This window comes from Streptomyces griseobrunneus (assembly GCF_046713465.1).
Lineage (GTDB): Bacteria > Actinomycetota > Actinomycetes > Streptomycetales > Streptomycetaceae > Streptomyces > Streptomyces microflavus.
This window is the reverse complement of sequence record NZ_CP177080.1, coordinates 565,043-579,952: the sequence shown is the minus strand read 5'-3', so window position 1 is coordinate 579,952 and position 14,910 is coordinate 565,043. Positions and strand designations below refer to the sequence as shown.

General features: G+C 74.3%; 14 protein-coding genes. 2 read left to right on the top strand and 12 right to left on the bottom strand.

The genetic code is table 11. From position 1 onward, the window contains the following. Positions 1–153: 153 nt before the first annotated feature. Positions 154–627 carry a tyrosinase family oxidase copper chaperone gene (locus tag ACK8N7_RS02835; RefSeq protein WP_403218418.1) on the top strand — a complete coding sequence of 158 codons (474 nt, stop codon included), beginning with the start codon at positions 154–156 and terminating at the stop codon, positions 625–627. Positions 628–682: 55 nt separating this feature from the next. Further along, positions 683–1,546 carry a tyrosinase family protein gene (locus tag ACK8N7_RS02830; protein WP_403218417.1) on the top strand — a complete coding sequence of 288 codons (864 nt, stop codon included), beginning with the start codon at positions 683–685 and terminating at the stop codon, positions 1,544–1,546. 67 nt (positions 1,547–1,613) lie between these two features. Here ACK8N7_RS02830 and ACK8N7_RS02825 read toward each other — a convergent pair whose 3' ends face one another. From ACK8N7_RS02825 to ACK8N7_RS02770, 12 genes are all read right to left on the bottom strand, one after another. After that, positions 1,614–1,895, bottom strand: coding sequence for a chaplin (locus tag ACK8N7_RS02825; RefSeq protein WP_403218416.1), 282 nt, complete (start codon positions 1,893–1,895; stop codon positions 1,614–1,616). Positions 1,896–2,034: 139 nt separating this feature from the next. Then, positions 2,035–3,183, bottom strand: a complete 1,149-nt coding sequence (locus tag ACK8N7_RS02820) for a GNAT family N-acetyltransferase (protein ID WP_403218415.1) — start codon at positions 3,181–3,183, stop codon at positions 2,035–2,037. Next, positions 3,180–3,878: a YveK family protein gene (locus ACK8N7_RS02815; protein WP_403218414.1), complete on the bottom strand. Its 699-nt coding sequence runs from the start codon at positions 3,876–3,878 to the stop codon at positions 3,180–3,182. The genes ACK8N7_RS02820 and ACK8N7_RS02815 overlap by 4 nt, the downstream gene beginning before the upstream one ends. Next, the gene (locus ACK8N7_RS02810; RefSeq protein ID WP_403218413.1) at positions 3,875–5,011 is read right to left on the bottom strand and encodes a glycosyltransferase; all 1,137 of its coding nucleotides are present in this window, start codon (positions 5,009–5,011) and stop codon (positions 3,875–3,877) included. The genes ACK8N7_RS02815 and ACK8N7_RS02810 overlap by 4 nt, the downstream gene beginning before the upstream one ends. Further along, on the bottom strand, positions 5,008–5,820 hold the full coding sequence (locus ACK8N7_RS02805) for a polysaccharide deacetylase family protein (RefSeq protein WP_500440725.1): 813 nt from the start codon (positions 5,818–5,820) through the stop codon (positions 5,008–5,010). Before ACK8N7_RS02805 ends, ACK8N7_RS02810 begins: the two co-directional genes overlap by 4 nt. Continuing rightward, positions 5,810–7,603, bottom strand: a complete 1,794-nt coding sequence (gene murJ, locus ACK8N7_RS02800) for a murein biosynthesis integral membrane protein MurJ (RefSeq protein WP_500440724.1) — start codon at positions 7,601–7,603, stop codon at positions 5,810–5,812. The genes ACK8N7_RS02805 and murJ overlap by 11 nt, the downstream gene beginning before the upstream one ends. Continuing rightward, a complete protein-coding gene (locus ACK8N7_RS02795; protein ID WP_403218410.1) occupies positions 7,600–8,964 on the bottom strand; it encodes an O-antigen ligase family protein in 1,365 nt (454 codons plus the stop codon). The genes murJ and ACK8N7_RS02795 overlap by 4 nt, the downstream gene beginning before the upstream one ends. Before the next feature lie 2 nt (positions 8,965–8,966). Further along, complete coding sequence (locus ACK8N7_RS02790) at positions 8,967–10,448, bottom strand: sugar transferase (RefSeq protein ID WP_403218409.1); 1,482 nt, start codon at positions 10,446–10,448, stop codon at positions 8,967–8,969. Further along, positions 10,445–11,620 (bottom strand): glycosyltransferase, encoded by a 1,176-nt coding sequence (locus ACK8N7_RS02785; RefSeq protein WP_403218408.1) that lies wholly within the window; start codon positions 11,618–11,620, stop codon positions 10,445–10,447. The genes ACK8N7_RS02790 and ACK8N7_RS02785 overlap by 4 nt, the downstream gene beginning before the upstream one ends. A gap of 317 nt (positions 11,621–11,937) precedes the next feature. Then, on the bottom strand, positions 11,938–12,540 hold the full coding sequence (locus ACK8N7_RS02780; protein WP_403218407.1) for an isochorismatase family protein: 603 nt from the start codon (positions 12,538–12,540) through the stop codon (positions 11,938–11,940). Positions 12,541–12,634: 94 nt separating this feature from the next. Continuing rightward, positions 12,635–13,684 (bottom strand): polyprenyl synthetase family protein, encoded by a 1,050-nt coding sequence (locus ACK8N7_RS02775; protein WP_500440723.1) that lies wholly within the window; start codon positions 13,682–13,684, stop codon positions 12,635–12,637. Next, positions 13,681–14,739 carry a tetratricopeptide repeat protein gene (locus ACK8N7_RS02770; protein WP_403218405.1) on the bottom strand — a complete coding sequence of 353 codons (1,059 nt, stop codon included), beginning with the start codon at positions 14,737–14,739 and terminating at the stop codon, positions 13,681–13,683. Before ACK8N7_RS02770 ends, ACK8N7_RS02775 begins: the two co-directional genes overlap by 4 nt. Between the last annotated feature and the right edge of the window lie 171 nt (positions 14,740–14,910).

Here is a 14,910-nt window from a genome sequence, read left to right as displayed (position 1 = left end):
CGCGACGCGGCCTCCGGCGCGGATGGCCGTGCACGGTCACGCGTTTGACGGAACGCGGGGGACGCCGCGCCCGAGACAACCGATTCGCCGCCGTCTCGTTGCCACCATCGCCAGCAACAGCACCTGGGACGAGTCAACGAGAGGCAGTCACCCATGAGCCGAACCACGGATCCGGGCGGCGCACCGCGTGGAGCACGCGGTCCGTCGCGCCGGATCGTCCTGCGTACCGCCTTCACCGCGGCCGTGGCCGGCGGCACCGCCGTGATCCTCCTGCCGCTGCGGGACCACGAGCCGGGCACCGCGTCCGCGCCCGCGAAGGGGCCCGGGCACCCGGCCGCCGGGACGGAGGAGTTCGCCGAGATGTACCGGGGCCGGGAGATCCGCGGGAGCGTGACCGTCCTGGTCCCGGCCGGCGGGCCGGGCGCCGCGGAGGGCGGGGCCGCCGAACCGGTCACCGAGATCCGCATCGACGGCCGCCCGCTGCACGTCATGCGGCGCGCGGACGGCACCTACCTGAGCGATGTCACGCACTACGAGTCGTTCCCCACGCTCCGCGAGACGGCCCGCGCCGCCGTCGACGAGCTGGGCACCGCCCGGCTCGCGCTCCCCGCCTCGCACCACAGGTGAACGTCGCACCACCCATGAACGCCGCACCACCCTTGAACCAGGAGGACCACAACCGGTGTACACCCGCAAGAACCAGCGCGACCTTACGCGCACCGAGAAGCGGCGCCTCGTCGACGCGATCCTGAAGCTGAAGAGCTCGGGCCGCTACGACGACTTCGTCGTCATGCACCGCGAGTACTACGTCATGGACACGGAGAACCGGCCGCGCCCCGCCCATATGACGTCGTCGTTCTTCCCCTGGCACCGCCGCTATCTGCTGGAGTTCGAGCAGGCCCTCCAGGCCGTCGACCCCGGGGTGAGCGTCCCCTACTGGGACTGGACGCAGGACCGCTCGCCCACCTCGTCGCTGTGGGCGGAGGACTTCCTCGGCGGCAACGGCAGGCCCGGCGACCGGCGGGTCACCACCGGACCGTTCGCCTTCGACGCGGGCAACTGGATGGTGGGCGCCGGGGTCACCGACCAGAACTGGCTCACCCGCAACTTCGGCAGGCCCGGCAACAACCCGGTCTCCCTCCCCACCGCCGACGACGTGGCGCGGGCGCTGAAGGACCCGGTCTACGACACCGAGCCCTGGAACAGCATCAGCACCGAGGGGTTCCGCAACCGCATCGAGGGCTGGGGCATCCACCGGGTGCGCACGGTCGGCAACCACAACCAGGTCCACCAGTGGGTCGGCGGCCCGATGGCCGGGGCCGCCTCCCCCGAGGACCCGGTCTTCTGGCTCCACCACTCGTTCATCGACCTGCTCTGGGACCGCTGGCAGAAGGCACACCCCAAGTCCGCCTACCTGCCGGGCCGTAAACCCGCCGCACCCGGCCGGGACCGCGACTACGTCTTCGGCCTCGACGACCCGATGCCCCCGTGGAACGTCACCCCCAGGAAGCTCCTCGGCCACAGCAAGGTCTACCGCTACGCCTGAGCGCACACAGCGGGACGGCCGGCCCCTCCGCGAAGGAGGAGCCGGCCGTCCCGGTGGAACGGGGAGATCAGCGGCCGTAGCCGTAGTCGCCCTTGTCCTCGTGGCCCCCGTCCGCGTTGACGCAGGTGTTGCCGAAGGCCGGGTTGAGCAGGCCGATCACGTTGATGGTGTTGCCGCAGACGTTGACCGGCACGTGGACCGGGACCTGGACGAGGTTGCCCGAGAGGACACCGGGGGAGCCGGCGGCGAGGCCCTGCGCACCGGCGTCCGCGGACGCCAGGCCGGCACCGCCGGCGAGCAGGGCACCGGTGCCGGCCATCACAGCGGCGACCTTCGTAATACGCGACATCAGAACTCCTTGTGAGGAAGGGGGGTTGCTGCGGAGCACGAGGCCCGCATGCCCTGACAACGCGTAGGACGCCGGGCGGTAACGGATCAGCGGCCGGGCGATATCTCCGGTGTTGTCCTACGGCCTGTCGCCGCCCGCCTCACCGCCCGATGACCGGAAGCGTGGTAAGCCGCTCGTGCCAGTCCCGCGCGGCGGGGAACCGGGCCTTCACGGTCTCCACGGCCCGCTCCCGTACCGCCACCTGCGACTCGCGCAGCCGCAGCAGCGGCTCCAGACCCGGGCGGGCCAGCAGCAGCCGCTGGTTGACCACCGTGACCGGCTGCCAGTGGTTCTTGTACTGCTCGGCGCCGCGCAGCAGACTCAGCACCTCTCGGCCGGTGTCCGACGCCTGCTGCGCCACCTCGCGCAGCAGCATGGTCGACACATCGACCTTCCGCTCCCGCAGCCCCGGGTCCGCCCCGTACAGATAGCCGCCCGCCAGCTGACCCGACTGCAGCGAGAGGTTGGCCGCCACGACCTCGCCGCCCAGCCGGAACTCGGTGACGGCGGCCGTGCCGTCCCCCACCATCCGGCTCACCGACCGGACCAGGTGGTCCGAGAACCGGGCCCGCAGGTGCTCGGGGTTGACGCCCCGGTCGCGCCACTGGAGTTCGTGGAGCCGCAGCAGGGTGCCGATGGCCGCGGGCACCCCGTCCTGCGGGATCTTGCGGGCCTCCACACCCAGGGCCTCGACCCTGCGCAGCTTGGCCCGCAGCCGCTGGCCCCGCGAGCCGGTGAGCCGGGCCACGAGGCCGTCGAGCGGCTCCGCGGGCAGCTCCATGCATGTCGAGTCGGTGAGCCGGCTCCGGGCCCCGGGCCACCGGCCGAACAGCAACTGGGCCGACGCGTCCGGCCGGACCTCCCGCAGGTCGACCACGGAGTGCCGGGCGGCCCGGTCCAGACCGCGCTGGAGCGCCCCGACCGCGTAACCGGCCTCCTCCTCGTCCAGCAGGATGTCGAAGAAGTCGGAGATCGCCCCGCCCATCGGCACCAGCAACGGCATCGGACGGTGGACGAGCATCAGCGGGGCCGCACCGATCAGCCGCCCCGAACGCCGGACCAGAAGGACCCGCAGCCTCCCCTCCTGACCGTAGGAGATCCACCACGAATGGAGCCACGCGTGGCTCTGGAACGGGGTGGCGGTGGCGCAGCGCCGGTGCAGCGCGTCCCACTCCCCGGCGAGTGCGCCGAACTCCCCGAAGTCCCGGCAGAGCGTCACGGTGAGGCTGCCCGCCCGGTCGGCCGTCATCGTACGAGCTCCCGTTCGTCGGCGGTGGTGTCGTCCTCGGCGGCGGCCGGGCCGGGCACCTGGGCGGAGACGCTCCAGCCGGTGCGGCGGGGGCGCACCAGCAGGACGAGGCCGCCCAGCAGACCGCCCGCGGCCGTCCCCACGGCGGTGCCCAGCGGCACCGACGGCGAGACCGGCTGGTCCGGCTTCATCGCATGGGTGAACTTGATCAGCTTCACCCCGGTGTCCTTGGAGACATGGCCGCTGCTCACGATCACGGCCTCGATGACCGCGTTGGCGATGTCGGCCGCCCTGCCCGCGTCGTCGGAGGTGCCCGTCACCGCGATCATCGGCGAGTCGGGGGAGGTCTCCGACCGCACCTGGGTGCGCAGTGCGCGCACCGGCTCACCGGCCGCGCCCTGGGCGTAGGAGAGGGTCGCGTCGCTGGTGACGAGACGCCCGTAGGACTGCGCGTAGCCGAGCGCGGCCGAGGGATCCGTCTCCTCCTCGGCGACGGCCATGGCGTAGCTGGTGGCCTCGTACTGGGGGGACGCGAGCAGCCCGTACGAGAGCCCCGACGCGGTGCCGAGCAGCACGCAGACGGGCAGGGGCCACCATGGGGGCATTCTGGTGAGGGCGGTGCGCAGCCGGGCGGGGTAGGTACGCAGCCGGCGCCGCAGGACGACGGGTCGCTGCTGCTCGGGAGACTCGGTCATGAAAGGGCTCTCCGGTTCGGTGGGGCGGTGTCGAGGGCGTACGCGTACACATCCATCAGGCGCTCGCTGCTGCGCCGGATGTCGTAGTGGCCGACGGCCCGGGGCGGCGGCCTGCGGTCGGGGCGGGCCTGTATCCGCTGCCGCAGCACGGCGGTCAGCTCGTCGGGGCTCCCGGCGATCCGGGTGGCGCCCGGGGCGTGGGCGGCCGACAGGTCGTCGATGGCCGGGCAGGCGTCGTGGAGCACGGGCAGTCCGGCGGCGAGCGCCTCCACGGCGGCCAGCCCGAAGGACTCCTCGCGGGACGTCGATACGAAGGTGTCGACGGCGCTGAGCAGGGCCGGGACACCGGGGACCGGGCCGCTCCCGCCGGAGCCGCACTCCCCGAGGAGCCGGATCCGGTCCGCCGCGCCGAGCCGGGCCGCCAGGGCCCGCAGCGCCCCGGCCTCCGGCCCGTCGCCGGCCAGCAGCAGCCGGGCCCCCGGCAGTGCGGCGACCGCCCGTACCGCCACGTCGAAACGCTTGCCGGGCACCAGCCGGCCCACCCCGCCGACCACGAACGCGTCGTCGGGGATGCCCAGCGCCGCCCGGACGGCGAGCCGCCGGTCCGGGTCGAAGCGGTAGAGGTCCGCGTCGATGCCGTTGGGCACCAGCCGGATCCGGTCGGCGGGCACCCCCCAGTCCCTCAGCCGCCCGGCGACGGTGGAGGAGACCGCGACGGTGGCCGCGCCGAGCCGTTCGGTGGAGAGGTAGAGGGCGCGGATACCCCGGGTCAGCGGGCGGCCCTCGATCTCGGCGCGCCCCAGGGAGTGTTCGGTGGCGACGGCCGCCCGGACCCCCGCGAGGCGGGCCGCGATCCTCCCGTACACACAGGCCCGGTACAGATGGGTGTGGACCAGGTCGTAGCGGCCGTCGCGGATCAGCCGGGCCAGCCGCCCGACGGCCGACAGGTCCCGGTTGCCGCGCATCCCCAGGTGGACGACCCGGACGCCGTCGGCCCGCAGCCCGTCCGCCACCGGGCCCGGGTTGGTGAGCGTCACCACGTCGCACTCCGCCGGCAGATGACGCAGCAGCAGCCGCAACTGCTGCTCGGCGCCGCCGACCCCGAGCCCGGTGATGACGTGCAGCACCCTCACCGGGGGCCGTCCGCCCGCACCGGGGACGCGGTACGCAAGCCCGCGCCCGGGACAGCTCCGTGGCGCAGCCCGTGCCGCAGGTCCTTCGCCCAGAGCCGCACGCCCCGGTCCGCCTGGCTGACATGGGTGCGGGGGAGCGCGAACCGGCTGATCAGCGGCCCGGGCGCCAGCGCGCAGCCGTATCCGTAACCGGCGGAGCCTACGGCGGCGCTCACCCGCCGGTCGAACGTGCCGTACGGATAGCAGAAACCCTCCGGGAGTACGCCGGTGAGCTCACCGATCAACTCCCGGCTGCGGACCGTCTCGTGGCGCAGCTCCTCGTCCGCCAGCTTGGTGAGGTCCTGGTGGAGCAGACCGTGCGAGCCGACCTCCATACCCGCTCCGGCGACCCGCCGGATCTCGTCGAGGGTGAGCAGCGGCTTGCGCGGACCCAGCGGATCCCACTCGTTCACACCCCCCGGCCGTCCCGGCAGGACGAAGACCGTCGCGGTGCAGCCGTGGACCCGCAGCACCGGCAGCGCCTCCTGGAGGAAGTCCGCGTAGCCGTCGTCGAAGGTCAGCCCGACCAGACCGCGCCTCCCCGCCGCATGGGCCCGCATCAGCTCCGAGACCCCCACCCCCCGCAGCCCCCTGCCGCGCAGCCACGACAGCTGCTCGGCGAGCCGCCGGGGGGAGACGGTGATGCCGTACGGGTCGTCACCGGTGTCGGTCACCGAGTGGTACGTGAGGATCCACGGCTGACGGCGGGTGTGCGGGCGGAGCCGGGGCGGGGGAGTGCCGGGGCGTTGTGCCGAGGGATCAGCGGCCATCAGTGAACCTCCGTCGGATGAGTGCCAGCAGGGAGACGACCTCGGGCGAGCGCAGGGCCAGCCCGGTCAGGAAGAAGGCGGCGGGGACCAGGACACATCCGGCGGCCAGACTCAGCACGGCGTCGGGGAGGAGGGGGGCGGCAGCCCAGCCCGCCGCCCCGGCCACCAGCGCGGCTCCCGCGAGGCGCCCGAGCGAGACGGCGACCGCCCGGGCCCGGATCGGGACCACCCGGGTGCCCAGCCCCATCAGCAGGAGCAGCGCGGTCGTGCTGATCCCGATGGCGTTGGCCGTGGCGATGCCGTCGACCCCGAAGCGGTACGTGAGCGCGTACCCGGCGCCCGTCGTGACGAGGAGTCCGGTGCCCATCGCGAACGCCGGGAACCAGGTGGGCCGCCCGGACGAGAAGAACGGCCGGCTCAGGGCGCCGACGAGGCAGTGGCCGAGCAGCCCCGCCGCGTAGACCCGCATCACCTGGGCGGTGGCGGCGGTGTCGGCCGCGTCGAACGCGCCGCGCTGGAAGAGGACTTCGATGATCTGGGGCGCGTAACCGAGCACCACCGCCGTACCGAGCAGCACCACCATCCCCGCCAGCGCGAGATCCCGCTCGACCCGCTGCCGGGCCCTCATATGGTTCCCGTCGGCCATCGCCCGCGCGACGACGGGGAACGTCACCGTGCAGATCATCAGCGAGAGGACCATCGGCATCTGCGCGACCTTCTGCGCGTAGTTCAGATGCGAAATGGCGCCCGCCGGGAGCGTGGAGGCCAGGAACCGCTCCACCAGCACCTGCGACTGACGGCTCACCACGAACAGCACGACCGGGGCGAGGACCGTCACGCCGAGCAGGGGGGCGGTGCGCCGGACACGCTTCCTGAGCCGCCCGAAGCGGGGGCGCGCCAGGGGAAGCAATCGCAGGAAGGTGGGGAGCTGGGTGAGGATCATGAGCAGGCTGCCGACGGCGACACCCGCGGCGGCCGCGCGCACTCCCCACACCGAGTGCAGCGCCAGCGTCATGCCGATGATGCCGATGTTGTACGCGACGTAGACCCCGGCGGGCGGCAGAAAGCTGCGGTGGGCGCGCAGGGCGGCGCTGAAGTAGCCGGTGATGCCGAAGGTCAGCACGGTGACGGCGGTCAGCCGGGTGCAGTCCACCGCGAGGGCCGGATCGGCCAGCCCGGGTGCGAGGATGCCGACGACCCACGGGGCGCCCGCCATCAGCAGCGCCGCACCGGCCATGAGCAGGACACAGAGCCGGGGCAGAGTGGCGGCCACCAGTTCCCGTACGGGGTCGGGGGCCGGCTCCCCGGCGGCCTCGGCGCCCTTCGCGGCCTCGGCGTCCGCGCGGCGGGTGAGGGCGAGGCTGAACGCCGGGACGAGGAGCAGCGCCATCCCGTCCTCGATCAGCAGCGTGGCCGCCATCTCCGGCACGGTCCAGGCGATCAGGAACGCGTCGCTGGCGTCGCTCGCGCCGAAGTACCGGGCGATCGCCTGGTCCCGCACCAGGCCGAGTACGGCTCCCAGCACGGTCAGCACCGCCGTGGCCGCGGCCGCGCGGGCGAGGAAGGACCCCAGACCGGGAGCCTCGCCGCTCTCCGCGGGCTCCGGCGAGGTCCCGACGGCCGCGGTCCCCCCGGGGCCGGAACCGGGGGGCTGCCCGGGTCCCGGGAGCAGGGGAGCGGCGGCTTCCTCGCCGGGGGGAGCCTCCGGGGAGGTGGCCTCGCGAGGAAGAGACTCTCCGCGAGGGGGAGCCTCGGCCTCCGTCCCCGTACCGGTGTCGCTCACGCGGTGCCCGCCTTCTCCGGCTCGGCCAGTGCCCACCAGGCGGCGAGCCCCAGGACCACGCCGCTCAGCACGGTCGTGGGCCCGCCGATGTCGGAGTACAGGAAGTTGACGCTCTGCCAGGCCATCAGGGCGACCGCAACCAGCCCGCAGTCGACGGCCGCGTGGCCGCGCGAGCGGGCCCGTACCAGCCGGCGTACGGCGCCGAGCAGGATCGCCGCCCAGCTCCCGACGATCGCGGTCAGACCGATGAGGCCCTGCTCGCTGAGGACGAGCAGATACATGTTGTGCGGCGAGAGCAGCGCCTGCCGGCGGAACGCCTGGCCCGCCCCCGCCGTGTCGCTGCCGGAGGAGAGGCCGATCGAGGCGTGGGCGTCGCGGTGCGCGGGGAACCCCTTGAGGCCGACACCGGTCAGGGGCTGCTCGCGCCACATGGCGCCCGCCGCGCTCCACATCGCGTACCGGTCGCTCACCGACCGGTCGGGCGCCCGGGTCACCTGTGTCACGCTGGCGGCCCGTTCCGCGATCATCTCCGAGCCGATGCCGAACCCGCCGACCAGCACCACCGCAGTGGCGCCGAGCACCGCCAGCGAGGTCAGCGCCTGCCTGCGGCCGGTCAGGGCCAGGACGACGAGGAAGGCGGCGGCGGTGGCGATCCACACACCCCGGCTGAAGGAGAGCGCGAGCGGCACGATCAGCGCGACGGCGACGACGGCGGCGCACGGACGCAGCCAGGCCGGGGCGTCGCGCGGGGTCCGCAGCGCACACGCGGCGGCGGCCAGCAGCCCGTAGGCGACGACCGTGGCCATCCCCATGATGTCGCTGGGCCCGAACGTGCCGACCGCCCGGACTTCCTCGCCCATGTACGAGGCGCCGGTCCCGGTGACGTACTGATGCACCCCCACGACGCCCTGGACGGCGGCCAGGACCACCAGCGCCCCGGCGACGATCCGGAAGCCGTGGACATCCCTGAGCAGGAGGTACACGGCGGCCGGGACGAGGACGAAGACCTGGAGGTAGCGGACCAGGCCCGGCAGTGCGGCGGCCGGGTCGGCCGCCGTCACCGTCGCCACGGCGAAGCCCACGGCGGGCAGCCCCAGCACCAGGGCGGCGACCGCGCCGAGCGGGCGCCGGCGGAGGTACAGCAGCCGCCCCGCACAGACCAGCACCGCGATGCCGGAGGCGACATCGGCCGGTCCCACCGCCGGGCCGCCGCCCTCGCCCATGCCGTACGGCAGGGCGGGCAGCAGCACGGTCGCGATCAGGGGGAGCAGCGGCCACCGGCTCCGCCACCCGCCCGGGGACGGGTGCGCAACGGTACCGGCGGGAGCCCCGGGCGCGGGGGCGGTCAGCGTGGTGGCCATGGTCAGCTGCCCCCGAGCCGGAAGAAGGAGCCCACGGTCCGTGCCAGCACGCACGCGTCCTGCCAAAGGGACCAGGTCTCGATGTACCGGTTGTCGAACCGGGCCCGCTCCTCGATCGAGGTGTCACCGCGCAACCCGTTCACCTGCGCCAGCCCCGTGATGCCCACCGGCATCCGGTGGCGGTCCTGGTAGCCGGGGTGGGTTCGGCTGAACTGCGCTACGAAGAAGGGGCGTTCGGGCCTGGGCCCGACCAGGCTCATGTCGCCGCGCAGGACGTTCCACAGCTGCGGCAGCTCGTCCAGCGAGCTGCGGCGCAGCAGCCGGCCGACGCGGCTCATCCGCCCGTCCGACGCCACGTTCCAGCGCGTCGCCGACTCCTTGGCGTCGGCGGGCCGCAGCGTACGGAACTTCAGCAGGACGAACGGGCGGCCGTGCCGTCCCACCCGCTCCTGCCGGAAGATGACGCCCGGACCGTCCGAGAGCCGCACCGCCAGCGCGCACCCCGCCATCAGCGGCGCCACCAGCACCAGGCCGGCCCCCGCGAGGAGGGCGTCCATCGCCCGCTTCGCCGCGTGGCTCACGGGCCGGTGCGTGCCGTCCTGGAGCGGGTGGGCGGCGAACCCCCACAGGTGGTCGGGGCGGCCCCCGGCGGGACGGGTGGCGACAGCGGTGTCGCCGGTGACCAGCCACACCCGGCAGCCGTGCCCGGTGAGCAGGGCGAACAGGGCGGCGCCGTCGGGGGTGGCCTCGGGCGGGGCGGTGAACACCGCGTGCCGCACGCTGTTCTGCACGACGGCCCTCCCCACCTCCTGCGGGGTGACCAGGACCGGCAGCGGTACACCGTCCGGCCGCGCCGGGGGCTCCTCGTCCGGGGCGGCGGAGGCGGCGACCCGGCCCACCGGGCGCAGCCCGTACTCGGGGTGGTCGTGGAGCGCCGCCGTCACCTGCCGGGCGATCGGGCCCTGGCCCACGACCAGCGTCGACAGCGGGTTGCGGAGCGCCGCCCGGTGCCGGATCCGGTGCACCACCGCGCGCCCGGCGGCGCACAGCACGGTCTGCGAGGCCGCCGCGTACGCCAGGACCGCCCAGCCGACCTCGTGGTGCGGCGCCCGGACCGCGACGACCTCCATGGTCACGTACCACTGGAGCAGGGAGAGGCCGAGGAGCGCGGGCACTTCGGAGAGCACCGAGGGGGAGAGGCCGATCCGGTAGAGCCCCCGGTAGGCGTGGAGCAGCACCTGGGCCACCGCCTGCGCGGCGAACACGGTCCAGGGCCAGCCGGCCGGGGTGCACAGGGCGAACGTGACGGCCAGCGCCGCCGCGTCGGCGCCCAGGAGCTGCGCGGCGGGCGCGAGGCGCACGGTGCTGCGCCCACCGCCGAGCTCCCGCGTACCGCCGTCGCTTCTTCGCGGCGGATGGACCGTGTGAGCCTGTACGGCTGTTGCCTGTCCGGCGCCGGGAACCGGTGCACTCTCCATCGTCATCGCTCGGTGCGCTTCCTCATCGTGGGGCCGGACAGGGTGACAAGTTCCTGGTAGAGACCGGCAACCGCCCCCGCGGTCCGTCGGACGTCGAACGCCGCCCGGGCATGGCGCAGGGCCCGGCGGGACACCGCCTCGCGCAGCCCGGGATCGGTGAGCAGCGCGGTGAGCGATGCCGCCAGCGCCGCGGGGTCCTCGGGCGGTACGAGGAGGTGGTCCTCGTCGCCCGGCGCCACGCTCTCCCGCGCCCCGCTCACATCGCTCATCACCACGGCCCGGCCGCAGGCCATCGCCTCCAGCGGGGCCAGCGCCATGCCTTCCCAGCGGGACGGCAGGACGACGACGTCCGCCGCGTGGATCCACGGCCGCACATCCCCGCTCGCCCCGGTGAACAGGACACCGGCCGGGGCCGCGCCCTCCAGGCCGGCCCGGTCGGGTCCGTCGCCGACCAGGACCAGGCGCGCTCCCGGCACCCGCATCCGGCGCCAGGCGCTCAGCAGGACGTCCTGGCCCTTCTGCCGGGTCAGACGGCCGACGCAGACGACGAGCGGGGCCTGCGGATCCACCCCGTCCAGCAACGGCAGCGAGCCCCGGGCCGCGGCGCGGTCGGCGTGCCCGCCGGGACGGAAACGGTCGAGGTCGATGCCGTTGTGGATCACCGACCAGCGGGCGGTGATGCCCGCCTCCTGGCCGGTGCGCCGCTCGGACTCGCTGACACACAGGATGTGATCGGCCCAGCGAGCCCCGAACCGCTCCCAGCCCAGGGCCAGTTCGGCGGTACGGCCGGCCACGGCCTCGAAGGACCAGGCATGCGGCTGGAAGACCGTCGGCACCCGGCCGCGGACCGCGATCCGGCCCGCGAGACCGGCCTTGGCGCTGTGCGCGTGCACCACGTGCGGACGGCAGTCGCGGACGATCCGCCGCGCGGCCGCGACCTCACCGGCCAGCCGTGGTCCGGGGGCCCGGGTGGCGGACCAGTCCCGGACCTGAGCCCCGGCGGCGGCCGCCCCGAGGGCCAGCGGGCTCCCGGGCGGACAGGCCACCACGGGCCGCAGCCCGGCGCCGGCCTGGGCCCTGACGAGATCGGTGACGACCCGGGCCACTCCGCCGTCCACGGGCTGAACCAAATGAAGGACCGTCAATTGTCTTTCTTCAGTACGACGCATGTTCAGCACGTACGGCTCTCTTCGCTCAATCCGGTGAGTAAAGCCGAAGTGCACTTTGGCAGACATGTGGCGAAATCGTGCGCGTGACTCGCTCATACGACCACGCGGGGATTACCCGCACGATGCCGCTGATCAGGTGGTACGCGCGGCCGTTCCGTGTCCTTACGAAGGCGGCGGAATCAGGCGGTGAAAGGGCGCGCGGGGGGCGGCCGCAGGGGAATTCCGGGGCACGGCGGCAGAATTGCTCCGGTCAGGTGTCACCCTGTTCGCCGCATCTTGTGGGCGGCCGTTCGCCACAGTGCGTGGCGGCACCATGTGTCTGACGGTCACGCAGTTCTATTGTCGGCAAAGGGCTCCGCGCGGGTGCCCGCGAAGGTGATGTCCTCGGCGTGGGCGATGACCTCCACCTCGTCACCGAGGGCCCATTCGGCGACCCGGGATGCCATCGCCGCCGGAACGGCCTCGCTGATTCCCGGGGCGGCGGGGATGTCGTACGTGGCGTGGGCGTCGTGCGGCAGTACGACCCGGTAGTCCAGCGCCAGGGCCCGGCGGGCGGTGGCCAGGACGCACATCTCCGACATCACCCCGCACACGGCGAGCGACCGGACCCCCGCGGCCGTCAGTGCGTCCCCCAGGGTGGTGCCCTCGAAGCCGTCGTCCTCGGTCTTGCGGATCACGGTCTCCGCCGGGCCGCCGTGGACCGGCAGGTGCAACTCCCACCCGGGGGTGTGCGGTTCGTCGGGCTCCCCGACGGGCCCGTCGTTCTGCAGGTGGACGACGAGCGCCCCGGCCGCCCGGGCCCGGTGGACGAGGCCGCCCACCCGGTCCAGCAGCCGGGGCGCGTCCGGCACCGGCTTCTCGCCCGCGACGAACGCCGACTGGAGGTCCACGACGAGCAGCGCCTGTACGGGCGCGGGGAGGGGGGTCATACCGGCTCCGGCCTTCGTTCGCCGCGGCCGCGGGGTTGCGGCCCGGGGTGCCCATCCTCGCAGCCGGCGGCCCTTCGAAGGCCGCCGGCCCGGGTCAGTCCGTCCGGTCGACGAGGAAGGGGATCAGGGTGAGCAGGTCACCCCGCGCGTCCTCGGCGAGCTCCACCCCGTCCAGGCAGGTGCGGGCGGCCCGCAGCTGGTCCCGGGCCTCGGTGACCGCGGCCCGGCGCCCGCCTGCCTCGTCGACCAGCTCGGCCGCCCGGCGCACTCCCGCCCCGTCGAGCGGTCCGGGGCCGGTGAGGAGGGCCTCCAGGTGCCGGGCCGCCCGGTGCTCGGACGCCAGGGCCGCGAGGACCGGGAAGGTCTTCTTGAGCCGCCGCAGATCGCTGTGCACCGGCTTTCCCGTGAGCTGCGGATCGCCCCAGATCCCCAGCAGGTCGTCCACCGCCTGGAACGCCACGCCCAGGTGCCGTCCCGCCCGGTCCAGCGCATCGGCGACGGGCGCAGGCGCCCCGGCCAGCACCGCGCCCAGGGCGGCGGCGCAGCCGAGCAGCGACCCCGTCTTGTGCGTGGCCATCGCCCGGTACTCGTGCGGCAGGACCGCCTCGCTCCCCGTCCACGGCCGGGACTCGAAGAGCAGGTCCTGCGCCTGACCGTGCACCAGGTCGCCCAGCGCCCCCGACAGATGGCGCACCGCGGCCGTGCCCGTAGGCCCGGGGACCTCCGTCAGGGTCCGGACGGCCAGTGCGAACAGCGCGTCCCCCGCCAGGACCGCGGGCCCGGTGCCGTACGCCTTCCACACGGTCGGGCGGCGGCGCCGGGTCTCGTCGCCGTCCATGATGTCGTCGTGGATGAGGGAGAAGGTGTGGATCAGCTCGACGGCGACCGCGCCGATCACGCCGTCCCGGCCGCTGCCCCCGGCGGCCTCCGCGCCGAGCACCGCGAGCGCCTGGCGGACCCCCTTGCCCTGCGAGCCGGGGACCGGGTCGCCGTCGACCCCGCTCCAGCCGAGCGAGAATGCGGCCGTCTCGGCGTGCCAGGGGTGGAGGCGGCGCACCGACTCCACCAGCGCGGGCCGCACGAGCTCGCGGCACCGGTCCAGTATCTGCGGTGCGGCCGCCTGCCGGGCCGTGGACAGCGTCATCGGGCCCGGGCCTCCTCGTGCTCCGCGGCCGGCTCCACGCCGAGCTCCGCGTACGCCCGCTCCACCATCTCCCGGGCGTTGAGCAGCCCGATCCGGCTCAGCCTGCCCCGCAGTTCGTCCAGCTCGGCGGCCGTGGCCGCGCGGTCCCGGCCGAGCCGGGCGCGCGCCTTGACCAGGCCCAGGGCCGCCAGTGCCTCGCCCCGGGGTTCGGTCATCGCGCGGAACTCCGTGAGCGCCTGCTCGTAGACCTCGCGGGCCTCCTCGTACCGCCCGGCGCGGAAGAGCACGTTGGCGCGCATCTTGTGGTTGTAGGCGAGGGCGCTGGAGAGCTTCATCTCCCGGCAGGTGACCTCGGCCTCGGCGAGCAGGCCGAGCGCGCGCTCCGTCGCCCCGTCCCGGAGGGAAACGATGTCAGCGATGCCGCGCAGGGCCCAGGCCCGGCCGCGCCGGTCGTCGGCGTCGCCCGCGAGGACGGCCGCCTCCTCGAACATCTCCAGCGCCGAGTCGAGCTGCCCGGTGTTGCGGTGGATCTGCGCGATGCCTTCCAGCGCCCACACCGTGTGGCGCGCCTCGCCCCGGGCGCGGGCCTCGGCGAGCAGCTGCTCATGGAGGGTCGCGACCGTGGCGTAGTCGCCCTGGATACGTCCGGTCTCGGCCAGTCCGGCGAGCGAGTAGCCACGCGCGACCACGTCCCCGCCGCGCTTGCCCAGCTCGGCGGCGAGCCCCAACAGCCGGAACGCGAGGCGCAGCGAACCCCGTTGACGCGCCAGCGTCCCCCCGCTCCACAGCGCCCAGGCCATCGCCCCCGTCGCCCCGGCCGAGCGCGCGGCCCGGTAACTGGCCTTCCACGCCCGGTCGGCCTCCTCGACCTGGCCCAGCCGGCGGTGCGCCTCGGCCACGGCAAGCCCGCTCCGCGCCACCTCCTCCTGGGAGCCGGAGAGCTCGGCCTGTTTCAGATGCCGTACGCCTTCGGCCAGTACGTCGGTCAGAGAGGCGTTCACCGACATCTTGGTGAGCGCGCCCTGGTACTCGGGCGCCAGTGCCTTGGTCTGCATGGGGGCCTTCCGCGCGGTGCCCGGGCCGCTCCGATGTCCACTATGCTCTATGTGTATACATAGGGTGCATAGTTGGCCTGTTCTCCGAGCCCGGTACAGGTGGGGGCGGACGCCGCCCCTCCAGGGCGGCGAACCGTTCTGTCGGTGATCAAGACGGCACCAGGGCGCCCG